The 23,677-nt window shown below is 64.3% G+C and carries 20 protein-coding genes; 17 read left to right on the top strand and 3 right to left on the bottom strand.

Translation table 11 applies throughout. From position 1 onward, the window contains the following. Positions 1 to 82 precede the first annotated feature (82 nt). A complete protein-coding gene (locus NKI41_RS14985; protein ID WP_352683744.1) occupies positions 83 to 2,494 on the bottom strand; it encodes a glucan 1,4-alpha-glucosidase in 2,412 nt (803 codons plus the stop codon). Between the two features lie 218 nt (positions 2,495 to 2,712). Here NKI41_RS14985 and NKI41_RS14980 point away from each other — a divergent pair, with 218 nt between their 5' ends. The 5 genes from NKI41_RS14980 (at position 2,713) to NKI41_RS14960 (ending at position 9,411) form a co-directional block, all read left to right on the top strand. Further along, complete coding sequence (locus NKI41_RS14980; protein WP_352481006.1) at positions 2,713 to 3,726, top strand: ABC transporter substrate-binding protein; 1,014 nt, start codon at positions 2,713 to 2,715, stop codon at positions 3,724 to 3,726. Between the two features lie 74 nt (positions 3,727 to 3,800). After that, positions 3,801 to 5,294, top strand: a complete 1,494-nt coding sequence (locus NKI41_RS14975) for a sugar ABC transporter ATP-binding protein (RefSeq protein ID WP_352683767.1) — start codon at positions 3,801 to 3,803, stop codon at positions 5,292 to 5,294. Position 5,295: 1 nt separating this feature from the next. Beyond that, positions 5,296 to 6,270, top strand: a complete 975-nt coding sequence (locus NKI41_RS14970; RefSeq protein ID WP_023678190.1) for an ABC transporter permease — start codon at positions 5,296 to 5,298, stop codon at positions 6,268 to 6,270. A gap of 2 nt (positions 6,271 to 6,272) precedes the next feature. Then, the gene (locus NKI41_RS14965) at positions 6,273 to 7,220 is read left to right on the top strand and encodes an ABC transporter permease (protein WP_023678189.1); all 948 of its coding nucleotides are present in this window, start codon (positions 6,273 to 6,275) and stop codon (positions 7,218 to 7,220) included. Between the two features lie 121 nt (positions 7,221 to 7,341). After that, positions 7,342 to 9,411 carry a 3-hydroxyacyl-CoA dehydrogenase NAD-binding domain-containing protein gene (locus tag NKI41_RS14960; protein ID WP_352683742.1) on the top strand — a complete coding sequence of 690 codons (2,070 nt, stop codon included), beginning with the start codon at positions 7,342 to 7,344 and terminating at the stop codon, positions 9,409 to 9,411. A gap of 8 nt (positions 9,412 to 9,419) precedes the next feature. Here the strand turns inward: NKI41_RS14960 and NKI41_RS14955 are convergent, their stop codons facing one another. Continuing rightward, positions 9,420 to 10,232: a helix-turn-helix domain-containing protein gene (locus NKI41_RS14955; RefSeq protein ID WP_292657193.1), complete on the bottom strand. Its 813-nt coding sequence runs from the start codon at positions 10,230 to 10,232 to the stop codon at positions 9,420 to 9,422. Positions 10,233 to 10,346: 114 nt separating this feature from the next. Here NKI41_RS14955 and NKI41_RS14950 point away from each other — a divergent pair, with 114 nt between their 5' ends. The 10 genes from NKI41_RS14950 (at position 10,347) to NKI41_RS14905 (ending at position 21,376) form a co-directional block, all read left to right on the top strand. Next, on the top strand, positions 10,347 to 11,477 hold the full coding sequence (locus tag NKI41_RS14950; protein ID WP_352683740.1) for an ABC transporter ATP-binding protein: 1,131 nt from the start codon (positions 10,347 to 10,349) through the stop codon (positions 11,475 to 11,477). Continuing rightward, positions 11,458 to 12,621, top strand: a complete 1,164-nt coding sequence (locus NKI41_RS14945) for an ABC transporter substrate-binding protein (RefSeq protein WP_352683738.1) — start codon at positions 11,458 to 11,460, stop codon at positions 12,619 to 12,621. The genes NKI41_RS14950 and NKI41_RS14945 overlap by 20 nt, the downstream gene beginning before the upstream one ends. A 76-nt stretch (positions 12,622 to 12,697) precedes the next feature. Then, a complete protein-coding gene (locus tag NKI41_RS14940) occupies positions 12,698 to 13,561 on the top strand; it encodes an ABC transporter permease (protein ID WP_352683736.1) in 864 nt (287 codons plus the stop codon). Beyond that, on the top strand, positions 13,561 to 14,373 hold the full coding sequence (locus tag NKI41_RS14935) for an ABC transporter permease (RefSeq protein ID WP_352470749.1): 813 nt from the start codon (positions 13,561 to 13,563) through the stop codon (positions 14,371 to 14,373). The genes NKI41_RS14940 and NKI41_RS14935 overlap by 1 nt, the downstream gene beginning before the upstream one ends. Positions 14,374 to 14,385: 12 nt before the next feature. Continuing rightward, complete coding sequence (locus tag NKI41_RS14930) at positions 14,386 to 15,147, top strand: SDR family NAD(P)-dependent oxidoreductase (protein WP_352470748.1); 762 nt, start codon at positions 14,386 to 14,388, stop codon at positions 15,145 to 15,147. Between the two features lie 140 nt (positions 15,148 to 15,287). Continuing rightward, positions 15,288 to 16,493: a 3-oxoadipyl-CoA thiolase gene (pcaF, locus tag NKI41_RS14925; protein WP_352470747.1), complete on the top strand. Its 1,206-nt coding sequence runs from the start codon at positions 15,288 to 15,290 to the stop codon at positions 16,491 to 16,493. A gap of 152 nt (positions 16,494 to 16,645) precedes the next feature. After that, on the top strand, positions 16,646 to 17,677 hold the full coding sequence (locus tag NKI41_RS14920) for a BMP family protein (RefSeq protein ID WP_352683733.1): 1,032 nt from the start codon (positions 16,646 to 16,648) through the stop codon (positions 17,675 to 17,677). Between the two features lie 212 nt (positions 17,678 to 17,889). After that, entirely contained in the window at positions 17,890 to 19,380 is a 1,491-nt protein-coding gene (locus NKI41_RS14915; RefSeq protein ID WP_502900019.1) for an ABC transporter ATP-binding protein, read from the top strand. Then, the gene (locus tag NKI41_RS14910; protein ID WP_352540873.1) at positions 19,380 to 20,435 is read left to right on the top strand and encodes an ABC transporter permease; all 1,056 of its coding nucleotides are present in this window, start codon (positions 19,380 to 19,382) and stop codon (positions 20,433 to 20,435) included. Before NKI41_RS14915 ends, NKI41_RS14910 begins: the two co-directional genes overlap by 1 nt. Beyond that, a complete protein-coding gene (locus NKI41_RS14905; RefSeq protein ID WP_023678177.1) occupies positions 20,432 to 21,376 on the top strand; it encodes an ABC transporter permease in 945 nt (314 codons plus the stop codon). Before NKI41_RS14910 ends, NKI41_RS14905 begins: the two co-directional genes overlap by 4 nt. A gap of 14 nt (positions 21,377 to 21,390) precedes the next feature. Here NKI41_RS14905 and NKI41_RS14900 read toward each other — a convergent pair whose 3' ends face one another. Then, on the bottom strand, positions 21,391 to 22,158 hold the full coding sequence (locus NKI41_RS14900) for an SDR family NAD(P)-dependent oxidoreductase (RefSeq protein ID WP_352470743.1): 768 nt from the start codon (positions 22,156 to 22,158) through the stop codon (positions 21,391 to 21,393). Between the two features lie 264 nt (positions 22,159 to 22,422). Here NKI41_RS14900 and NKI41_RS14895 point away from each other — a divergent pair, with 264 nt between their 5' ends. Together NKI41_RS14895 and NKI41_RS14890 are read left to right on the top strand one after the other, a co-directional pair. Next, the gene (locus tag NKI41_RS14895; protein WP_023678176.1) at positions 22,423 to 22,578 is read left to right on the top strand and encodes a hypothetical protein; all 156 of its coding nucleotides are present in this window, start codon (positions 22,423 to 22,425) and stop codon (positions 22,576 to 22,578) included. Between the two features lie 130 nt (positions 22,579 to 22,708). After that, positions 22,709 to 23,656 carry an LLM class flavin-dependent oxidoreductase gene (locus NKI41_RS14890; protein WP_352681878.1) on the top strand — a complete coding sequence of 316 codons (948 nt, stop codon included), beginning with the start codon at positions 22,709 to 22,711 and terminating at the stop codon, positions 23,654 to 23,656. Positions 23,657 to 23,677 lie beyond the last annotated feature (21 nt).

The raw sequence follows: 23,677 nt of genomic DNA, 5'->3' as shown, positions 1-23,677 counted from the left end.
TTGAGGGATCGATGATCTAGTGGCGCCGTGATTGAAGCATGATCTTGTCCGAAAACCGGTCTCCACTTTGCGGGGTCATGCTCTATCCTGTATCGCCGATGCCGACAGAAAAGTCAGCATTCTCCCAATGGCCGCTATCGGGCCAGAAGAAAGTGAAGACAATGCTATTGCCCGGGCTATTGCCTGGAGCAATCTCGGCAACCTGCAATTCCGCAAGATGGATGCCGAAAGCATTCGCGGTGGTCTCGGTGTCATGGACGGTTGCCCAATTGTCGCTGCTCCAATGAACCACCGCCCGGGCCAGAAGTTCGATGCGCAGCGCCTTGCCTGCCGGGATGGTACGGATCTTGTGGTTGAAGCGCCATGCCCTGAAGCGCGACACCGTCCTGCCCTCGATATAGCGCTTGACGCCTTGCGGCGGCATGTCGAACACCGTGCCGTCGCGCAGCGACCGCAGCAGCTTGATGTGCTCGGAATGCGCCCAGACCAGCGGCTTGGCGCTGCCGGAGGGCCCGCCATGCCGCAATTCGCGCTCCGGCATGTCGGGACCGTCCCAGACCTGCTCCGGTAGCAGGCCGCCCGGTCCGGCAGAGTTCTCGAACGTCCTGAGCAGGCTTGCCGCACTATCCCTGCGGCCTGCCGCCAGCTCGTAATGAGCGCGCTCGCCGACCAGCAGCGGCCAGGGCCGGCCCCGGCCGGTTCCATCGAAGGGCGCGCCGTCGGCATGCTCGCCATAGCCGTCGCCATTGTAGCGGTACCAGAGCGGGCCCTGCGGCAGTTCGCAGCGCAATTGCGCGTCGATGACCTTGACCGTGTCGAGGATGCGCGGATCGTCGGCCGCCCTGAGGCCGAAGCGGACCAGCGCCAGCGCATCCGGGCTGACGATCGCCTTGGCCGGCCGGTCCGTATCGGCCGGCGGGCGGTTCTTGATCGGGACGTAGCCGTCTTTCGGCGATGCCGCGCCGGCTTTGTCGGGCGGCGCAATGCGGACATAGTAGCCTTCGACGCTGGCTTGCTCGCATGCGGCGGTGCCGGCCACGTAGGTCCAGCGCTCGATCTGATCGTTCCAGACGTCGGCGGTTTCGCGCAGATAGTTTGCCGGCTCTGTTTTGCCGGCGGCATCGAAGATGTCCGCAGCCGCAAGCAATGCGGCGATCTCGACCGCAAGTGTGAACGGGCTGTAGCCGGCGTCTTCTTCCCAGCGGTCCTCGCCGGTGACCGGGCCGTTGCGCACGACATAGGCGGCAGCGCGCTCGATCATCGGCATGAAGGAGGAGAGTGCGGCAGGCGGCAAATGGCCGGCGCGGCGCAGTGCGTCGGCAAGCAGCAGCGGGAAGGCGCATTCGTCCATCTGGATGCCCGGCCAATAGGCCGATCCGTCGAGCCAGGCGTTCTGCGGCCAATGGCCGTCCGGCTGCTGGATCGAGCGCAGATAGCCAAGGATGCGCAAGGCTTCCGCCGGGTCGCCGGCAGCGAGGAAGCCGCCGGCGGTTTCGACCAGATCGCGCGGCCAGACCAGGTGATAGCCGCCGAGATCGTCGTCGCCCTTGTTGAAGCCCCACGGGATCGACAGGCTGGCAACGGCTGCTCCGGCGGACGACCGGTGTGTCGCCAGCACCGCCGTGCTGAGGCGGTAGCTGTTGAGGCCGGACGCCGCATGCCGGTCCAGCGGCAGCAATCCGGCCTGCCATTTGCGCCATTTGTCGACGTAGGATCCGGCTGCGGGCTCAAAACCTTGCCTCAGGCTGGCGAAAGCGGTTTCCGCCGCCTGTTGCGGCGTCGTGCCGAAGCCCAGCGCCAGCAATATTTTTGGGTTCGCAGCCGAAAAGGCGATCTCGCCGGTCAGCGCGACATTGCCGTCCTCGGCCCTGCGGCAGGCCGGATCGAGCCGGCCGCCTTGACCAAGCTGCTGCCAGCCGTCGGAGACGCCGACATAGCCGGCCGAGCACGCCTTCCACGGCACCGACGAGGCGAGCGCCAGGCAGGTGCCGCGTCCCGATGCAAACAGGACAGGCTGTCCTTCATGGTCGTCGATCCAGGCGGTGTTGCCCATGCCGGCGTTGACGAGGTGCGGTGCCAGCAGCGCGTAGACGCGGTAGTCGGCGGCCGCGCCTTTGAGCGGCGTGAACATGATCTCCTGCAGCAAGACGGGACGTTCCGGATCCGTCAGGATGCGCTTTTCGATCCTGTAGGTTCCATCGCTTGCGGTGTTGACCAGCCGGTAGGCAGGCACCCCGTCCGCCAGGGGTTCGATACTGTGTTCGGCGTCGCGTTTTTCTTCCGAGAAATAGCCGTCGGGTCCGGTGACGATCAGCCCCAGATCGCGGGTGCATGCGCTATCGAGGCGCGGGTAGTAGATCTCGTTGAGGATACCGTGGCTGATGGTGAACCAGATCGGGCAGGCCGGCGAGAGCGCGGTGCCGACGCCGCTCTTGGCGCTCGAGGTCCAGCGTGCCGGAATGCCGGGTGCACCCGGGGCAAGGTTCGTCGCCATTCAATCGGTCTCCAGTGCCATCCCTAGACCAGGAGTCGAACCGGTTTCAATGATTGCACCGCAAGTTGATCGCCGGCCATGGTTTGATGTTGACAGCTTGCCGCCTATCTGCATTTGTCTGATAATAGATAAAAAACAAGATTGTGAGCGTATCAGCCAATACCCACCAGCCAGCCATTAACCACCAGTAAGACAGCAACTCACGGGAGGAGTATGACATGAGGAAAATATTCGCTTTAGGAGCTCTTGCGGCGATGCTCGCCGCAGGTACCGCTCTTGCCGACACCAGCGGCAAGAAAATCGCTTTCTCCAACAATTACGCCGGCAATTCCTGGCGGCAGGCGATGCTGGACAGCTACGCCATCGTTACCAAGAAGGCGGTTGCCGACAAGGTGGTCGGCGCCGCGGACGTCTTCACGACGGCCGACAAGGAAGTGCCGACGCAAGCAGCCCAGGTGCAGAACCTGATCCTGCAGGGCTATGACGCGATCGTCATCAACGCGGCGTCTCCGGATGCGCTCAACGGCGCCATCAAGCAGGCCTGCGACGCCGGCATCGTCGTCGTTTCCTTCGACGGTATCGTCACCGAACCCTGCGCCTACCGCGTCGTCGTCGACTTCAAGGACATGGGCAAGCAGGAAGTCGAGCAGATGGCCAAGTTCCAGCCCAAGGGCGGCAACCTGCTGGAAATCCGCGGCCTCGCCGGCACTTCGATCGACGATGCCATCCATGCCGGCATCCTCGAAGGCGTCGCTGCCCATCCCGAGTTCAAGATCGTCGGCTCGGTGACCGGCGACTGGGACCAGACCACGGCACAGAAAGCCGTAGCGACGATCCTGCCTTCGCTGCCGGATGTTGTCGGGGTCGTCGACCAGGGCGGTGACGGCTACGGCGCGGCGCAGGCTTTCGCCGCCGCCGGCAAGCCACGCCCGACCATCATCATGGGCAATCGCCAGGACGAGTTGCAGTGGTGGAAGGAGCAGAAGGAAAAGGACGGTTACAAGACCTGGTCGGCATCGATCGCACCGGGCGTATCGACGCTTGCCTTCTGGGTGGCGCAGCAGGTGCTCGACGGCCGCACCGACGTGCCGCACGACCTGCTGGTGCCCTATCTTGCCTTCACCCAGGACGATTTCGAGGCCGCGCTGCCGAAGATTCCGAAGGGCGGCGTCGCCAGCCACGAATACACGCAGGAAGACGCCATCGCGGCGATCAAGGCCAACATCAAGTGAGCATGGCGCTATTGTTGCCGCCACGGATAACCGGGTATCGTTGAGGGATGCCCGAGGCCAATGCAGACATCATCATGCCGGATGGCGCCGAAAAGCTTTTCGGCGCCGTCAGTTTGGACATCATAAGACTGGACGGAGCCGAAAAACATTTCGGCGCCGTCAGGGCGCTCGCCGGTGTCGATTTCAGCGTTCGTGCCGGAGAATGCGTCGGTCTCGTCGGCCATAACGGCGCCGGAAAATCGACGCTCATGCATATGGTGGCGGGCACGCTTGCCCCCGACAGCGGGCAGATCGCGGTCCGCGGCGGTGTCGAGGCAAGTTATTCGGTGCCGCGCGCGCAGCAGCTCGGCATACGCTGTGTGTTCCAGGAGCTGTCGCTCTGCCCGAACCTCAGCGTCGCCGAGAACACGCGGATCAACCACGCGTCGCTGCATGGCTTCGGCTGGCGGCGCAAGGCGGCCGATCTGATCGCCGCCAAGCTCGACGAGATCTTCCCCGGCCACAGCATCTCGGCATCCGACATCGTCGGTGATCTTTCCATCACCAGCCGGCAGATGGTGGAGGTGGCGCGCGCCTTCACGGTCACGCAGGAGCCGCTCGAGCTGGTTATCCTCGACGAGCCGACATCCTCGCTCGACGCGCATACCGCCGGCCAGCTGCTGGCGTTCGTGCGCCGCTTCATCGCCGCCGGCAAGAGCTGCATCCTGATCTCGCATGTGTTGGGCGAAGTGCTCGGAAATGCCGACCGCATCGTGGTGATGCGCGACGGCAAGGTGGTCGCCGCCGGGCAGGCCGACGCCTTCGACCGCGACAGGCTGGTGACGGCGATGGGCGGAGCGGAGGCGCGCGAGAAGACCGCCGCAGAGATTGCGAGCGGCAAGCCGGAGCCCGGTCCGCTGCGGGTCCGGGCGCGCCCGGCGCGACAGCAGGACGGCAACGAGCTCGTCGCCCGTGCCGGTGAGATCATCGGCCTTGCCGGACTTGCCGGGCATGGGCAGACCGATCTTTTGCTGGCTATCTTTGCTGCGGCTTCCCGTGCCAAGACCGGCATCGAGGTCACCGCGCCGGTGGCGCTGGTTGCCGGCGACCGCCAGTCGGACGGGATTTTTCCGCAATGGTCGATTGCCGAGAACATTGGCATCCGTTCGCTGGCGCGATTGCGCAGCGGCCTCTTGATCTCGCCGCAGCGCGAAGCCGAGCTCGCCGAGTTTTGGCAGCGGAAAATCGGCATCCGTACGCCCGACATGAACAACAACATCTTCTCGCTGTCCGGCGGCAACCAGCAGAAGGCGCTGTTCGCGCGGGCGCTCGGCTCCGACGCCAAGATCGTGCTGATGGACGATCCGATGCGCGGCGTCGACATCGGCACCAAGCTCGAAGTCTACGACCTGGTGCGCGAGGAGGCTCGCCACGGCCGCACTTTCCTCTGGTACACCACCGAAACCGAAGAGCTCGACAATTGCGACCACATCTATGTGTTCAAGAACGGCCGGATCGTCGCCAACCTTCGTCGCGACGAACTGACGGAGGAAAAGATCATCCAGTCGTCGTTCGGCGATGCGGCCTGAGATGACAGCGGTATCCGTCGAGAATGGGCTAAAATCTTCGGCTCGCGCCACCAGGCGGGCGCGCATGCTGCGCAGCCTGCTGCCGGCACTGTCGCTGGCGCTGGTGCTCATCGCCATCGCCTGGCTCAACCCGCGCGCCATCAGCTATTTCGGTTTCAGCCTGATGCTCAATCTGGCGATCCCGATCGCTCTGGCGACGATCGCGCAGATGTTCGTCATCGCCGGCAACGAGCTCGATCTGTCGATCGGCACCTTTGTCGGCTTCGTCGGCTGCGTGACGGCGACATGGCTGAAGGACGCGCCGCTGCTCGGCGTCGTGATCCTGCTCGGGTCGATCGGCGTCTACGCGCTGCTCGGCGCGCTGATCCATCTGCGCAACCTGCCCTCTATCGTGGTTACGCTCGGCATGAGTTTTGTCTGGCAGGGCATGGCCATCCTCATCCTGCCCAAGCCCGGCGGCAAGGCGCCGGACTGGCTGCTGGCGCTGATGGCCTTCAAGCCACCGTTCATTCCGTTCCCGATCATCGCGGCATTGCTGATTGCAGCCGTCGTCCATTTTGGCCTGATGCGCACCTCCTACGGCGTCATCCTGCGTGGATCGGGCGGCAATTCAGCCGCACTCAAGCGCGCCGGCTGGTCGCTGCTGCGTACCAAGATCGCGCTGTTTGCGCTGACCGGCCTGTTCGGCGTTTTGTCCGGCATGGCGCTGATCGGCATCACCACCTCGGCCGATGCCAATATCGGCAATGGCTACACGCTGCTTTCGATCGCCGGCGTCATCCTCGGCGGCGGCGAATTCGTCGGCGGCCGGGTGTCGCCGATCGGCGCCGTCATCGGCGCGTTGACGCTGGCGCTGGCGGCATCGCCCCTCTTGACGTTCATGCACATTCCGCCCGACTGGCAGGTGGCCGCCAACGGCGCCATCCTGATCATCGTGCTGGCGGCGCGGGTGCTGATCAGCCGCAGGGAGAGGTGAGCATGGCATCGCTGCGGACACTGCTCGCCAGACCCTGGATCTGGTCGTTCTTCGGGGCACTGCTGGTGTGGCTGGCGACCATCGCCTTCACCGGCGGCTATGGCGGCGGCGGCATGATCACGGCGGCGCTGTCGCTCGCCGTCTTCACGGTCATCGTCGGCGTCGGGCAGATGTTCGTCATCACGCTCGGGCCGGGCAATGTCGACCTGTCGCTGCCGGCCAATATCGGCCTTGCCAGCGCCGTCGCCATGAAGGTCATGGATGGCAATGATGCGATGATCGCGGTCGGCCTGCTGGCAGCGCTTGCCTGCGGCATGGCGATCGGCGCCGTCAACTACCTGCTGATATGGGCGCTGCGCATTCCGCCGATCATCGCGACGCTGTCGGCCAGCTTCGTCATCCAGTCGGTCGATATCAGCTATGGGCGGGGCCTGCAGATCAAGCCGCCGCCGGGCTTTGCCGACTTCACCAACTGGCAGGTGTTCGGCATCCCGGTGCTGGCGATCCTCACCGTGCTGTTCACCATCGGCGCCGGCATCGTTTTGCAGCGCATGATCTACGGACGCTCGGTGCTGGCGATTGGCCAGAACATCCGCGCTGCCTGGCTGGCCGGCGTCAATGTCGGCCGCACCCGCTTCCTCACCTACACGCTGTCGGGCGCGCTCGGCGGCCTCGACGGCGCACTGCTCGCCGGCTATTTCCGCGGCGCCAATGTCGATATCGGCAATGAGTATCTGCTGGCCTCGATCGCGGTCGTCGTCATCGGCGGCACGTCGGTGGCGGGCGGCAAGGCCAATGTGCCGGGGGTCTGGGGCGCGGCGCTGTTCCTGGTGCTGCTGTTGACCATGCTCAACACATTCGGCGTCAGCGTCGGCGTCCGCCTGGTGCTGACAGGGCTGATCATCGTCGGCGTCATCACCGCCGCGGGCGGGCAGAAGGCGCTGCGCTAAAGCAAGGCCACCCGGCGGCGAAGGGATATCGATCCGGCCTGCAAAACACGTGGTTCCCATCCGCATGCCAGCGCTGTAAATCCCGTCGCGCTATTGGCCAACATCATTGCGTGAGGTTTGCGTGTCCGATTTCGTCAGCACTACAAGGCACGGCAACGTCGCGGTGGTGAGCATCGACAATCCGCCGGTCAACGCGCTGAGCTTCCATGTGCGCGAGCCGCTGATGCAGGCGCTCGTTTACCTGCGCGACGAGCCGTCGGTCGGAGCAATCGTGATAGCATGCGCCGGGCGGACCTTCGTCGCCGGCGCCGACATCACCGAATTCGGCAAGCCGGCGCGGCAACCGGACCTGGGCGCCCTAGTCGCCATGCTGGAAATCATCGCCAAGCCGACGGTCGCGGCCATTCACGGCACTGCGCTCGGCGGCGGCCTGGAACTGGCGCTCGGCTGCCATTTCCGTGTTGCCGACCGAACGGCAAGGCTCGGCCTGCCGGAAGTCAAGCTCGGCCTGCTGCCGGGCGGCGGCGGCACGGTTCGCCTGCCGCGCCTGGTTGGTCCGCTGAAGGCACTCAGCATGATCGTTTCGGGAACGCCGATCGGTGCGGCCGAGGCGCTCGCCGCCGGCCTGGTGGATGCCGTCTTCGATGGCGACCTGACCGCGCAAGCGGTGAGTTTCGCCAACGAAACGGCCGCGAAAGGCGGTCCGTTCACGCCGGTGCGCGACCGCAATGATCGCCTCGACCAGGCCGACTTGCCGGCGTTCGACAAGGAAGCGGCAGTGCTTGCCGGCAAAGCACGCGGCCTCGAGGCGCCGATCGCCTGTGCGCAGTCGGTCCGCAACGCCCTGACGCTGCCCTGCGACGAAGCGCTGGCGGCGGAGCGCGACCTGTTCGTCAAGCTTGTCGCCGGGGACCAATCACGCGCGCAGCGGCATCTGTTCTTCGCTGAACGTGAGGCGGCAAAGATTGCCGGCAAGGACGTCGCCAGGCGCAAGATCGCCCGGGTCGGCGTCATCGGCGCCGGCACAATGGGCGGCGGCATCGCCATGGCGTTCGCCAACGGCGGCGTCCCCGTGACCTTGCTGGAAGCGACACACGAGGCCTTGCAGCGCGGGCTGGCGACGATCAACAAGAATTATGCCGTTTCCGTCATCCGCGGCTCGCTGAGCGAAGACGCCAAGCGCCAACGGCTTGGGTTGTTCAAGGGTTCCACCGACTATGCCGATCTTGCCGATTGCGACCTGATCGTCGAGGCCGTGTTCGAGGAGATGGCGGTCAAGAAGGATGTTTTCGGCAGGCTCGATGCCGTGGCCAAGCCGGGCGCGATCCTCGCCACCAACACCTCCTATCTCGACGTCAACGAAATCGCCGCGTCGACGTCGCGGCCGCAAGATCTCCTCGGCATGCATTTCTTTTCGCCGGCTAACGTCATGAAGCTTTTGGAAATCGTCCGCGCCGAAAAGACTTCGCCCGACGTGCTGGCGACCATCGTCGATCTGGCACGGCGGATCGGCAAAGTGCCGGTCGTTGTCGGCGTCTGCCACGGCTTCGTCGGCAACCGCATGCTGGCGGCGCGCGGTGCGGAACTGGAGACGCTTCTGCTGGAAGGCGCAATGCCGCGCCAGGTCGACCAGGTGTTCACCGATTTCGGCTGGCCGATGGGGCCGTTCGAGATGAGCGATCTCGCCGGCCTCGACATAGGCTGGCGCAACCGCAAGGCGCGTGGCCAGACGGCCGTGATCGCCGATGCGTTGTGCGAACAGGGACATTTCGGCCAGAAGACCGGCAGCGGCTTCTATCGCTACGAAGGCGGTTCGCGCACGCCGCTGCCCGATCCCGATGTCGAGGCGCTGATCCGCAACAAGGCTGCCGAGCGCGGTATTGCACCGCGCACGATCGGCGCCGAGGAGATCATCGAGCGGACGCTCTATCCGATGATCAACGAGGGCGCCAAAATCCTCAAGGAAAAGATTGCCGCGCGCGCCTCCGATATCGACGTCGTCTGGGTCAACGGCTACGGCTTCCCGGTCGGCAAGGGCGGGCCGATGTTCTGGGCGAGCCTCGAAGGCGTGGACAAGATCATCCGGCGGCTGGATCACTGGCACCAGCAGACCGGCAAGGACGTCTTTCGAGTGGCACCCCGACTCAGGCAGATGGCCGAAACCGGTTCCTGGGACGGCGCTGCCGGCTGAACTTGGGACTACCGAATCCGTGCGTCCATGATCTCGACAAAACGCGCGAACAGACCCGCCTGCGACTTTATCTTGAGCTTGCGGTAAATGTTGCGGCGATGAACTTTTACGGTTCCCGGCACGATGCGCATCGCCCTGGCAATCGATTCCGTGGAATGGCCCTGAAGCACCAGATCGACGACATGCTGTTCGCGCGGCGTGAGCGAAAGGCTCTTCCAGATGTGAGCACGTTCGAACTCACTGACCGGAGCAATCGCCTCGTCTTGCTTCGTCCCAACCGGTCCGTCAGCCGGAAGGGTAGGCCAGCGCAGCCTGACGAGGCTGATCACCGCAGGCGCCATGTCGCGCAGCAATCTGGCATCGGCGGTTCCGAACGGCCCCGAAGCGCGCAATCGCATTAGCGAGACCACCAGCGCGTCCTTTCCCGGCAGCGGCACGAAAAAGCCGACCTCCTCCGCAAGCCTGGTCTGGCTGTAATAGGAGCGGTAATATTCGCTGGCATAGAAGCGATCCGGCGCCAATTCGCGCATGCGCCAAAAGCCTTCCTTGCGCTCGACTGCCGCATGGTGGAACGGATCGAGCAGATAAGGCCCTTCCTGATAGAGCGCAACGAAGACGTGGCTTTCGGCCGGCGAGAATGTCTCGAACAGCAGCGGCGGGCGTGAGGCGCCGCGATAGCCGAAGATCACGCAATGATCGAAGCTGACATGCTGGCGGAGCCAGGCGACCATCGCCTTGCCGAAAAGCTCGCCGCTCGTCTCCCGCGTCGCTGCGATGAGCGCAGCGAGCCGGCTGTATTCATCGCTGCGTGAAACGCCCAATTCATACCCCTCCATACGAGAAAATAGACGAAATATACCACCTGGGAGGTATATACTAGCCGCCATTGGCTCTGATAGCGTTTCGAGACCAACTAGCCGCTGGAGCCCGCAGCTTTGACCGCAGTGCCCGACATCGAGTTTCGCGGGGTCACCAAACGCTACGGCAGCGTGATCGCGGTCAGCGGCATCGATCTTGCCATCCCGCCGTCTGCCTTTGTCGCGTTGCTCGGGCCGTCCGGCTGCGGCAAGACAACCTGTTTGCGCATGATCGGCGGTTTCGAACAGCCAAGCGAAGGTGTGGTATTCATCCGTGGCCGCGACATGGCCGGCACGCCGCCCTATCGGCGGCCGGTCAACATGGTGTTCCAGCAATATGCGTTGTTTCCGCATCTGGATGTGGCGGACAACGTCGCCTATGGCCTACGCCAGGCGCGGCCGCGCCTGTCGTCGCGGGAGATCAGCCTGAAGGCAGGCGAGGCGCTCGCCATGGTTCGGCTTGCGGGCTATGGACGCCGCAAGATCCATGAGCTTTCCGGCGGCCAGCAGCAGCGTGTCGCCCTGGCGCGGGCGCTGGTCAACAAGCCGGCGGTGCTGCTGCTCGACGAGCCCCTGGCGGCGCTCGACAAGAAGCTGCGCACCGACATGCAGATAGAGCTGCAGAACCTGCAGCGCGAGATCGGCATCACCTTCGTCCTGGTCACCCACGATCAGGAAGAGGCACTGTCGATGAGCGATTTCGTCTGCGTCATGAATGGCGGGCGCATCGTCCAGCTTGGGCAGCCGAGCGAAATCTACGATGAACCCGCCGACCTCTTCGTCGCCGATTTCGTCGGCAAGACCAATCTCTTGAGCGGCAAGGTCGTCGGGCTCTCGGGCAAGCTCGTCGAGATAGCGCTTGCCGACGGCACCGTCATCGCCGCGCGCAAGCGCACTTCGCTAGCCCAGGGCGAAGCCGTCTCGGTCAGCCTGCGTCCTGAATCCTTAAGTCTCGGCGCGCCCGGAAGCGGCCGGCTGAACGGGCTTGTCCGCAACCGGATCTTTCTCGGTTCCACCGCGGAATATGCAATCGAGGTCCAAGGCATCGGGACACTGCTCGCCAAGGCCGATCATCTGGTTGGCGGTGGAAATCTCTTCAAGCCGGGTGAACCCGTCGCCGTCGGCTTTACAGCCGGAACGCCGCTGGCGTTTCCGGAGAATAACGGGACCAACCAGAGGGAAAACAAAAATGCCGAAATCGTATCGTGACGGACTGCCGATAAGCCCTGAAAAATTCGTCGACCAGTTGATGCGCCTCAAGCGTGGTTCCATCGGCCGCCGCGAGTTCCTTGGCCTCACCGGCCTAGGCATCGCAACGGCAGTAATGGCCCGCGAACTCGGCATCATGCCGTCGCCAGCCTTCGCCCAGGAGGGGCTTGGCGACCGCATGTCGATTGCCACCTGGCCCAATTATCACGACCCGGCGACGTTCGAGAATTTCAAGGCCGAAACCGGCGTTGCCGTCGAGGTGAACGTGTTCGGGTCAAACGAGGAAATGCTGGCCAAGCTGCAGGCCGGCGCCTCGGGCTGGAGCCTTTTCGTTCCGACCAACTACACGATCTCGACTTACAAGAAGCTTGGCATCATCGAGGCGCTGGATATGGCCAAGCTTGCCAATTATGACGGCTCGCAAGAAGACCCGCGCTTCACTGGGGAAGGCACCATCGACGGGGTGACCTATGCTGTGCCGAAGAATTGGGGCACCACCGGCTTTGCCGTCAACACCAAGAAACTGACCAAGCCGATGACGAGCTGGAAGGAATTCTGGGACACGGCCATGGCGGAGGGCGACGGCCGGACCATGGTTCATGATTACCAGCTGACCACGATCGGCAACGCGCTGAAATATTTCGGCTTCTCGTTCAACTCGCTGAAGCCGGACGAACTCGCCAAGGCGGAGGAATTGCTGCTGAAGGTCAAGCCGCATCTGTTCGCGGTCTCCAGCGACTACCAGCCGTCGATGCGTGCCGGCGACGCCTGGATGACGATGTGCTGGACCAATGACGGGGCGCAGCTCCACCGCGACATCCCCGAAATCGCCTACGTGCTTGGCAAGGAAGGCGGCGAGATCTGGACCGACTTCTACGCAATACCCAAGGATGCGCCGAACAAGCCTGCCGGCTATGCCTTGCTCAACTATTTGATGAACCCGAAAGTCGCGGTCAAGGAGCACCTGGCCAACGGCGCGCCTTCCACCGATGCGCGGGTCAATGCGCTGCTGCCCAAGGAGGTGCTGGACAATCCGATCCTCTATCCGGCGGCGGATCTGCTGAAGCCGCTCGAATTCGGTGCGGCCGCAACGCTAACCGATCCGGGCCGGGCCGAATTGATGGCACGCTTCAAGTCGGCTTGAACCTGGCAGGCTACAGGCTCGATGCAGGCAACTCCCCGGCGGACAGATGTCCGCCGGCACCGGGGCGGTTTTTTCAATGCGCAGCAATGTCCTTCGTCACAATCTCCTGACCGCCCTGCTGCTCGGTCCAGCAACTGCGTGGCTGGTGGTGTTTTTAGTTTTGCCGTTCGTGGCGATTGCCGTTTTCAGCGTCGGCGAGCGGGCGCCGGAAGGCGGCTATCAGGCCGCTTTCACCTTGGCGCAGTTTGCCAATCTTCCGGCGCGGGCGACCGCCTTCTGGAACACCATGGTGCTGGCGCCGGCGGGCGCACTGGCCTGTCTTCTCGTTGCCTATCCGGTCGCCTATTACCTCGCTTTGCGCGCGCCGGAACGGTGGCGGCTGATCCTGCTGGCGCTTGTCGTCATCCCGTTCTGGACCAGCCTGCTGATGCGAACCTATGCCTGGATGTATGTGCTTGGCGGGCGCGGCATCCCAGCTCTCCTGGCCTATGTCGGGATAGAGGACGTGCGGCTGATCAACACGCCGGGAGCGGTTCTGCTCGGCATCGTCTATGGTTATCTGCCGCTGATGATCCTGCCGATCTATGTCAGCCTCGAGCGGCTCGACCACCGGCTGCTGGAGGCCTCCGCCGATCTCGGCGCGACGCCGATCTCGACATTCCTCGGCGTGACGCTGCGGCTGTCGCTGCCAGGTGTGATGACCGGCTTCTCGCTGGTCATGATCCTGCTGCTCGGCGAATATCTGATCCCGACGCTACTCGGCGGCGGCAAGGTCTTCTTCATCGGCAACGCGCTGGTCGATCTGTTCCTGCAATCGCGCAATTGGCCATTCGGATCGGCAATCGCCATCACACTTGTGGCGGTTTCAGTGGTCGTGCTGCTTGCCGCGAACCGCATTTCGACCCGGCTTTCGGGTGCCCGCCGGGTGGACCTGATCTGATGCGTGCCTTCGTCGTTGCGGTCTTTGCCTTTCTCTACCTGCCGATCGCGCTGGTGGTGCTGTTTTCGTTCAACGCCGGCCACCACGCCAGCGAGTTCACTGGCTTCTCGGTGCAATGGTACGGCAAGGCACTGGCAAACCCGTTCCTGGTCGAAGCGCTGAAGAACAGCCTGTTCATCGCCACGACCAGCGCCTTGCTGGCGGCGCTGTGCGGCACGGCCGCCGCGCTTGGCCTAGCGCGTGTCGGCGCGCGGACGCGAGCCGTGTTCGATGCGCTTTTGGGTGCTGCGATCGTCGTTCCTGGTGTCGTCATCGGCATCTCGACGCTGGTCGCGCTGGTCCAGCTATTCGGGGTGGTCAACCCGTTTGTCGCTTCGCTGTGGCCGAACGACCAGCCGCCGCGCCTGGCGCTCGGCTATGGCTCGATCATCGCCGCGCACGGGCTGTTTTCGATGGCGCTGGTGGCGATGATTGTCAGCACGCGCCTCGGCAGCCTCGACCGCAATCTGGTCGAGGCCTCGAGCGATCTTTACGCTACCCCGCTGACGACGTTCCGCAGCATCGTGTTGCCGCAGATCATGCCGGCGGTGATCGCCGGCTTCCTGCTCGCCTTCACATTCTCCTTCGACGATTTCATCGTCGCGTTCTTCGTCGCCGGCGCACAGACGACGTTGCCGATCTATGTCTTCGCCTCGATCCGGCGCGGGGTCACGCCGGAGATCAATGCCATCGCGACGATCGTGCTCGTCGCCTCCGTTCTGCTCGTGGTGCTTGCCCAATGGCAACTGCGGCAACGAAAACCATCACACTGAAAGATAAAAAACATGATTCTGAGAGATCGCATCGCAGTGGTGACGGGTGCCGGGTCGGGGATCGGGCGTGCCGGCGCCATGATGATGGCCAGGGAAGGTGCGCTCGTGGTGATCGCCGACAGGGACCAGGCGGCGGGGGAAGCAACCGCTTCCGACATTCGTGCGGCCGGCGGTCGGGCCGAGGCCGTCGCCACCGACGTCGGCGAGGATGCGGCGGTCGAGCGGCTCATCGCGAGAACGCTGGGCCGGCATCGGCGGATCGACATCCTGCACAATCATGCCGGGATCCAGGTCGGCGGCACGCTGACCGAAGTCGGCGCCGACGGCATGGATGCCTCCTGGCGGATCAATGTGCGGGCGCAGTTCCTGGCGGCCAGGCTGGTCATGCCGTCGATGATCGCGCAAGGCGGCGGGGTGATCCTGAATACCGCCTCGAATTCGGGTGTGTTCTACGACCGCGAAATGATCGCCTACGCAACGTCAAAACATGCAGTGGTGGCGATGACCCAGCAGATGTCGCTCGACTATGCCAAACACAATGTCCGCATCAACGCGCTGTGCCCCGGCTGGGTCGATACGCCCTTCAACGAGCCGTTCATCGCGCAGATGGGCGGGCGGGCAGCGATCGAGAACTATGTCCGCACCAAAATTCCCATGCAGCGCTGGGCCAGCGCGGAGGAAATCGCCGAAGCGATCCTGTTCCTCGTCTCCGACCGCTCGTCCTTCATGACCGGCCAGGCGCTGGTGATCGACGGTGGAGAAAGCATCGGCTGATCCGCCGCTCCCGGCGGGCGGCAGCTGAAATTCTCTTTGGCCTAACGGCCGGCAGCGAGATGTGCTTTCGTCTCAAGGAGAATGCGGCCAAGATGGCGGGCCGGGAGCAGAAATCGTCAGTGCAAGAGAGAGGCGGCATAATGGCCGAGGCGTATATCTGCGACTACATCCGCACGCCGATCGGGCGCTTCGGCGGTTCGTTGTCGGCGGTCCGTGCCGACGATCTCGGCGCTATCCCTCTGAGGGCGCTGGTCGAGCGTAATTCGGGCATCGACTGGGCCGCCATCGACGATGTCGTCTATGGCTGCGCCAACCAGGCCGGCGAGGACAACCGCAATGTGGCGCGCATGGCGCTGCTGCTGGCCGGCCTGCCCAAGGAGGTTTCGGGCTCGACCGTCAACCGTCTCTGCGGTTCGGGCATGGATGCGGTGATAATTGCTGCCCGCGCCATCAAGGCCGGCGAGGCGGAGCTGATGATATCAGGCGGCGTCGAATCGATGAGCCGCGCTCCGTTCGTGCTGCCGAAGGCAGAGACCGCCTTTTCGCGCAATGCCGAGATTTACGACACCACGATCGGCTGGCGCTTCATCAATCCGCTGATGAAGAAGCAATACGGCGTCGATTCGATGCCGGAGACCGGCGAGAACGTGGCGGAAGAGTTCGCTGTCTCCCGCGCCGACCAGGACGCATTTGCCGTGCGCAGCCAGGACAAGGCTGTAGCCGCACAAGCCAATGGCCGGCTGGCAAAGGAAATCACGCCGGTGACGATCGCGCAGCGCAAGGGCGATCCGGTCGTTGTCGACAGAGATGAGCATCCCCGCGGGGGCACGTCGATCGACGCGTTGGCCAAGTTGCCGACGCCGTTCCGGCAAGGCGGCACGGTTACGGCCGGCAATGCCTCGGGCGTCAATGACGGCGCGGCGGCGCTGATCGTCGCCTCGGAAGCAGCCGCGAAAAGATATGGGCTGACGCCGATCGCCCGTATCCTCGGCGGTGCCACCGCCGGCGTCGCTCCGCGCATCATGGGCATCGGTCCGGTGCCGGCCACGCAGAAGCTGTGTGCCCGGCTCGGCCTGAAGCCACAACAGTTCGATGTCGTCGAGCTCAACGAGGCCTTCGCCTCGCAAGGCATCGCCGTGCTGCGCCAGCTCGGCATTGCCGAGGATGCGGAGCACGTCAACCCGAATGGCGGTGCCATCGCGCTCGGCCATCCGCTCGGCATGTCCGGCGCGCGCATATCAGGCACGGCGGCGCTGGAGCTGCGCGAACGTAGCGCCCGCTATGCACTTGCCACCATGTGCATCGGGGTCGGCCAGGGGATCGCGGTGGCGCTGGAGAGATTGTGAGCAAGCGTCGATTTGCCGGACCATTTAATGGCGCGTTCCGCCCACTCAAATTTGACCATGTGGACAAAAGCCGGGCACCGTTCCATAGTTCCTTCGCTGATATTCCAGAGAAGAGAGCCGGCTCGACACGGCGCCAATCAGAGGGGCATGCAATGGACAACGGGAAGAGCAGAATCCAATCGAAACGCGAAGAGCTTTCGCGCCGCAACGTGCTGGAGCTGGGCGCGCTCGGCCTGGCGGCGGCGATGCTGCCGGGCAGCGCCTTTGCCAAGACCAAGAAGCTGAAAGTGGCGGCTATCTTCGCCACGCCGATCGAGGAGCCGTGGGACAACCAGATCCATGTTGCCCTGCAGAAGGCCGAGAAGGAACTCGGCATCGAATACAAATGGTCGGAGAAGGTGCAGACGGCCGATTTCAGCCGCGTCATGCGCGAATATGCGCAGGGCGGCTATGAGCTGGTGCTGGGCGATGCCTTCGCCGCCGAGCGCGAATCGCGCAGGACCGCCAAGCAGTTCCCGAAGACCGCCTTCCTGTTCGGCTCCGGCGCCGGGCCGGCCGAGCCGAATTTCGGCGTGTTCGACAACTGGATCCACGAGCCGGCCTATCTCTCCGGCATGATCGCCGGAAAGATGTCGAAGTCAGGCACGATCGGCGCCGTCGCGGCGATGGGCATTCCGGAAGTGAACCGGCTGGTCAACGCCTTCTTTGCCGGCGCCAGGGAGGTCAATCCCGACATCAAGAAGAAGGTCGCCTTCATCGGTTCGTTCTTCGATCCGCCAAAAGCAAAGGAAGCGGCCGTCGCCCAGATCGATGCCGGCGTCGACGTCATCTATGCCGAGCGCTTCGGCGTCATCGAAGCGGCGGCGGAGAAGAAGATCCTCGCTATCTCCAACATGTCGGACCAGTCGAGCCTCGGCCCCGACACCGTGATCACCGGGCCGGTCTGGGACATGTATCCGACCGTCGAGCAGGCGATCAAGCTGGTCAAGGCCGGCGTCTTCACCGCGCAGGATTACGGCGATTTCTCGCGCATGGCCAAGGGCGGCTCCTACCTCGCGCCCTATCACAAGTTCGACAAGACGCTGCCGGCCGAGGTCAAGGAACTGGTCGAGAAGAAGAAGGCCGAGATCCTCGACGGCAATTTCCGCGTCGACGTCGATGAGAATACGCCGGTCTCGGACTGAGCGGCGCATCCCTCCCCCTTGAGGGGAGGGTGGCCCGCAGGGCCGGGTGGGGTCCTCGGCGACGCGCTCCATCTTTTTCGGTCTAAACGTCGAGGCAGCTGAGGGGACCCCTCCCGCCTCGCTTCGCTCGGCACCCTCCCCTCAAGGGGGAGGGATATCGGCGTCAACGCCACCAGGATCCCGCCTTGTCAACGCCTGCCCCTCTCATCGAAATGCGCGGCATCTCCAAGAGCTTTGGCGCCGTCAAGGCGAACGAGGCCGTCGATCTCAGCGTCGCGCCGGGTGAAATCCTCGGGCTGCTCGGCGAAAACGGCGCCGGCAAGACGACGCTGATGAACGTGCTGTTCGGCGCCTATGCGCCCGATGCCGGCGAGATCCTGGTGCAGGGCCGGTCGGTGGCGATCAACAGTTCGGCCGATGCGCTGGCCGTCGGCATCGGCATGGTGCACCAGCATTTTCATCTCGCACCACGGCTTTCGGTGCTGGAGAACCTCTTGATCGGCATTCCCGGCAGATCGGGCCGGATCGACCGCGCCGGCGGGCTGGCGCGGCTCGCCGAGATCGGCCGCCAGCACGGGCTGACGCTCGACCCGGACCTCCCCGTCTCGGCGCTGTCGGTCGGCGAGCAACAGCGGCTCGAAATCGTCAAGGCGCTGTTTCGCGGCGCAAGGCTGCTGATCCTCGACGAGCCGACGGCGGTGTTGGCACCAACCGAGGTCGACGGGCTGTTTTCGGCGCTGCGCTCGATGGCGGCACAAGGGCTCGGCATCATTTTCATCTCGCATAAGCTCAACGAGGTGCGAGCGCTGACGCATCGCTGCGTCGTGCTCCGGCATGGGCGCGTTGCCGGCCGCGTCGATGCGCCGGCCAGCACCACGTCCTCGGAGATGGCGCGGCTGATGTGCGGCCACGAGATCGTGCCTCCGGCCAGAGGACCGTCGATGCCGGGTGCGGCCGTGCTGACCCTCGACGGTATCTCGACATCGCATCATTCCGGCATGGCGCTGCGCGATGTTTCGCTGTCGGTTCGTGGCGGCGAGATCCTCGGCATCGCCGGCGTCTCCGGCAATGGCCAGCGCGCGCTTGCCGAGGTCATCTCCGGCGTGCGTGCGCCCGATGCCGGGAAGATGACCATAGCCGGCAAAACGGTTTCGCGGTTCTCGCCGAGCACAGTGCAGGCGCTCGGCCTCGGCCGCATCCCGGAAGACCGTATGACGACAGGGCTGGTCACCAATCTGCCGCTCGCCGATTCGATGGTGCTGCCGCGCATCGGCACGGCGGCGTTCAGCCGCAACGGCCTGCTCAAGCCGGATGGGATCCGCGCCTTCGCCGAGGCACAGATCAAAGCCTACGATATACGTTGCCCCGGGCCGATGACGCGCGCCGGGGCGCTTTCCGGCGGCAATCTGCAGAAGGCGCTTTTGGCGCGCGAACTCGCCTTCGATCCGAAGGTGCTGATCGTTTCGCAGCCGACTCGCGGCCTCGACATCGGCGCCGCGCGCTTCATCCACGAAAAATTCCTCGACATGCGCGCCAAGGGCTGCGGCATCATCGTCATCGGCGAGGATCTGGAAGAGTTGCTGATGCTCTCGGATCGTATCGCGGTGATGTATGAAGGCCGCATCGTCGGCACGCTGAACAGCGCCGACGCCAGCATCGCCAGACTCGGGTTGATGATGACCGGAGCGGAGGGCCATGCCTGATGTTCCGTCTCGAGGCCCGCACCTCAACGCCCGCCTGGTTCAATCTGGCGCTGCCGCTGCTCGCTATCGGCGCGACGCTGATCCTGTGCAGCGGCCTCATCGCACTGGCCGGCGCCGGCGTCGTCGAGGCTTATGGCGTTATGTTTTCGGCGTCTTTGGGCGACAGCTACGCCATCACCGAAACGCTGGTGCGTGCCGCGCCGATGATCTTCACCGGGCTGGCCGTGGCAGTCGCCTTCCGCGCCAAATTCTGGAACATCGGCGCCGAAGGGCAATTGCTGGCTGGTGCGGCGGCGAGCTGTGCCGTCGGTGCAATCCCGATGCCGGGGCCGCTCGCCATGCTGCTGATGGCGCTGGCGGGCGCTGCCGCCGGCGCGGCCGTCGCCCTGATCCCCGCCACGCTGAGGGTAAAATTCAGGGTCGATGACGTGGTCAGCTCACTGCTGCTCAACTCGGTCATTTTCTATGCACTGATGGCGCTGATCGAGGGGCCATGGAAGGACAGTTTCAGCGGCTACCCGATCTCGCCGCCGATCGAGGATACGGCCAATTTTCCGGTGCTGCTCGAAGGCACACGGCTGCATCTCGGCGTCGTCGCGGCGCTGGTCGCGGCACCGGTCATCTGGTTCGTGGTCGCGCGCACCACGCTCGGCTTCCGCATCAGGGTCACCGGCGAAAACCCGGAAGCGGCGCGCTATGGCGGCATCAATGTCGAGCGGGTGCTGATTTCGACGGCGCTGCTGTCTGGCGCATTGGCCGGCCTTGCCGGCGTCGGCGAGGTCGGCGGCGTGCATTTCCAGGTGATGAGCGACATCTCGCCGGGCTATGGCTATTCCGGCATCGTCGTCGCCATGCTGGCGAGGCTCAATCCGCTCGGCGTGGTGCCGGCGGCGATCTTCCTTGCCGCCGTCATGACCGGCGCCGAGGCGATGTCGAGGGCCACCGGCGTTCCGGCCTTCCTCAGCGATGTTATTCAGGGAACCGCATTGCTTGCCATGCTGGTGGCGCTGCTGTTCACCGCCTATCGCCTCCGTCGCGTGGGAATAGCCAAATGAGCGTGGTGCTGGAGCAGATATTCCAGGTCGGCTTCCTGGCCGCCATCATCCGCATCGCCACGCCGTTGGCCTTTGCGACGCTGGGCGAGATGTTCTCCGAGCGCGCCGGGGTGCTCAATCTCGGCATCGAAGGCATCATGCTTCTGTCGGCGATGACCGGCTTCACCGCGGCGAGCCTCAGCGGCAGCCTTTGGCTTGGCGTGCTCGCGGCGGTGCTGACCGGGGCGCTGATGGGCGCCGTGCACGCGCTGTTCACTGTAGCGCTCGGCCTCAGCCAGCATGTCTGCGGCATCGGCGTGACGCTGTTCTCGTCGGGCCTTGCCTATTTCCTCTACCGGCTGATCTTCGGACAGCAATCGGTGCCACCGAACATCAAGGGGTTCGAGACGCTGCCGATCCCGATCCTGTCCGACATACCGGTGCTTGGGCCGGCGGTGTTCAATCAGTTTTCGCTGGTCTACATGGCGATGCTGGCCATACCGCTGGCCGCCTTCGTGCTCTACCGCACGCCTTGGGGCCTAGCGGTGCGCATGGTCGGCGAAAACCCGCGTGCCGCCGATTCTGCCGGCGTCAGCGTCATTGCAACACGCTTCCAGGCGGTGATCCTCGGCGGTGCCTTGATGGGACTGGCCGGTGCCTTCCTGTCGATGGCGCAATTCAACGCCTTCACCTTCGGCGTGGTTTCGGGGCGTGGCTGGGTGGCAATCGCGCTCGTCGTTTTCGGCCGCTGGGATCCGTGGCGATCGGCAGGCGCGGCACTGCTGTTTGCCTTCGTTGACGCCTTGCAGTTGCGTATGCAGGCGAGCGGGCTTGGCCATATCCCCTACGAGGCCTTCCTGATGCTGCCGTTCATCTTCACCATCGTCGCTATGGCGGTGATGTCGCGCAATGCGGTGGCCCCGTCGGCGCTGCTCAAGCCGTTCCGGCGCGAAGAGCGGTAGCGGCGCTTCGCCTTTCACATCGCGGTGAAGCCGTTATCGACGAACAGATGGGCGCCGTTGACGAAGCTGGCCTCGTCGCTGGCCAGGAACAGGGCTGCCTTCGCGACCTCTTCCGGCTCGCCGATCCGCCCTTGCTGCGCCGCCATTGCCGCGTCGGAGACATCGACGCCGAGTTTGTCGAGATCGGCGACCTCGCGCAGGCCATGCGGTGTCCTGATGAAGCCTGGACAGACCGCATTGCAGCGGATGTTGCGGTCGCGGAACTCGACGGCGATGGCACGCGCGAACATATGGCAGGCGCCCTTGGTGGTGTCGTAAAGCACCTCCATCGGCGTCGCCGCCACCGCCGAGATCGACGAGGTGCAGACGATGGAACCGCCGCCGGCGGCGATCATGCCGGGCAGCACAGCACGCGTCATCAGGAACATCGAACGCACATTGACGGCATGCAGCCAGTCCCATTCCTGCAGCGTGGTCTCCAGGAAGGGTTTGATGACGAGGGTGCCGGCATGGTTGAACAGAACCGTGACCGGGCCGAATTTTTCCGTCGCGCCCTTCACCGCCGCTTCGACCTGCGCCTCATCCGATACGTCGGCGACCCAGTGTTCGGCGACATGGCCGCGTTGCCTGATTGCCGCTGCGGTGGCCGCCGCCGCTTCGCCGTTGCGGTCGACGATCGCCACCTTGGCGCCCTCGGCCGCGAAAAGCTCCGAGGCCGCACCGCCCATTCCTGTCGCGCCACCCGAAATGATGGCGACCTTGCCGGCCAGTCTTGTCCCCATGGTTTGCTCCCTGCTGCCTTGCCGTGACGTCGCGGCTTTCCGCTGAAGCGATGCTATCCCTCATCCATTGGATGGCCAAGGAGCCACAGACACATGGACCTGACGTTTCCTGCCGTCACCCCGGCATGCCGCAAAAGGCAGCGCTAAGCAGTAAAAGCACTAACTTGTCCGCCGTTTGGAGAAAATTGTTCTAAGGATCGCGCGAAAATAGCACTCGACAAAGTCTACTGATTTTATAGATTAAGCGCCGAGACGGAGGTCGATATGTCCTATAGCCAGAACGCTCAGACTGCCCGCAAAGGCCAAAGGCTGGGTTCCGACCAGGTGTGGCGGCCGGCCTATGCCGGTGCTTTCGCCTATCTCGTCTTTGCCCTGGCGTTTGTATTCACCGGGGCAGTGGTACTGGGGCTGATCCCCTGATTGTCAAGGCTCTGATCATCGAGGCTTCCTCGGGATAGCGGCCTGCCGTTTGCAGAAATTCCGGAGTTGATGAACCGAATGCCGGTGTGCATTTGCGCGCCCTGATTCCAACGTGATGGAGGAGATGGCAATGCCGATCGAGTTCACGCATGTTCCCGGTAAGATCCACGCTGCCGACGCCAGCTTTTTCTATGACTTTGTCGAGACCGCGACGAAGCTGTCACTGATCGAGGATGCTGGATTCCAGAGGATCGTCATCGACGACCAGGCCGGGCTGCTGACCAATATGGACCTTGCCGCCCAGACGCTGGACCGGACCTCGTCCCTGGAGGTCGTGCTCACGCATTGGGCAGGCGTGATCGAACCAACCGTGGCGGCGCGACAACTCGCTGCCCTCGACGCGAGAAGCGGTGGCCGGCTGTCGCTCAGGATGCTCAGCGAGCCGCTGAGCGACGACGATGCCGAGGCACGTCCGGCCGGCCACACAGTGGTCTGGCAACGCATTGATGAATATCTGGTGCTGCTGAAGCGGTTGTGGTCGAACGACAGGCCGTTCGACCATGAAGGCACCTTTTACAGCATCAAAGGCGGCTATGTGCCGCGCAAGGGGCCGCATGGTGCCGATGTGACCATCCGCATGGGCGGGCAGTCGGGCACTGCGCTCAGGGTCGCGGGCAGGCATGCGGACGTGTTCGAGCTGGCGCCTGGCTCGCTTGCAGAAATTCACCAGTCAATGGAGCGCGTACGCGGCGCTGCTGCCGAACACGGCCGGGCCGGCAAGCTGCGTTTCGCGCTTCCCGTCCGAATCCGTTCGGAAGACAAATCGGCCGCTTCCTGCCAGAAGGCGCTCGAACTTGCCGGGCCGCCGGCGCAGGTCGCGCTGTCGCTGCTTTCCTACGCCGCTTTGGGGATCAAGGAGTTCATGATCGTCGGCGTCGACAGGCCACGCGAGATTGCGACCGCCGGCCGCGAGGCGATCGCGCTCTTGCGCAATTCACTGGCACGGCGCGAGGCCGATGTCCCTCAGCCGGGGGCGTTTGTGTCACGCGCGACACAGGGCGCGCGAGCCGGCTGCTGAACCGTCGTCCCGCGCCTTGGT

This window comes from Mesorhizobium sp. M0601 (genome assembly GCF_040320845.1).
Classification (GTDB): Bacteria; Pseudomonadota; Alphaproteobacteria; order Rhizobiales; family Rhizobiaceae; genus Mesorhizobium.
This window is presented reverse-complemented; position numbering and strand designations above follow the sequence as displayed.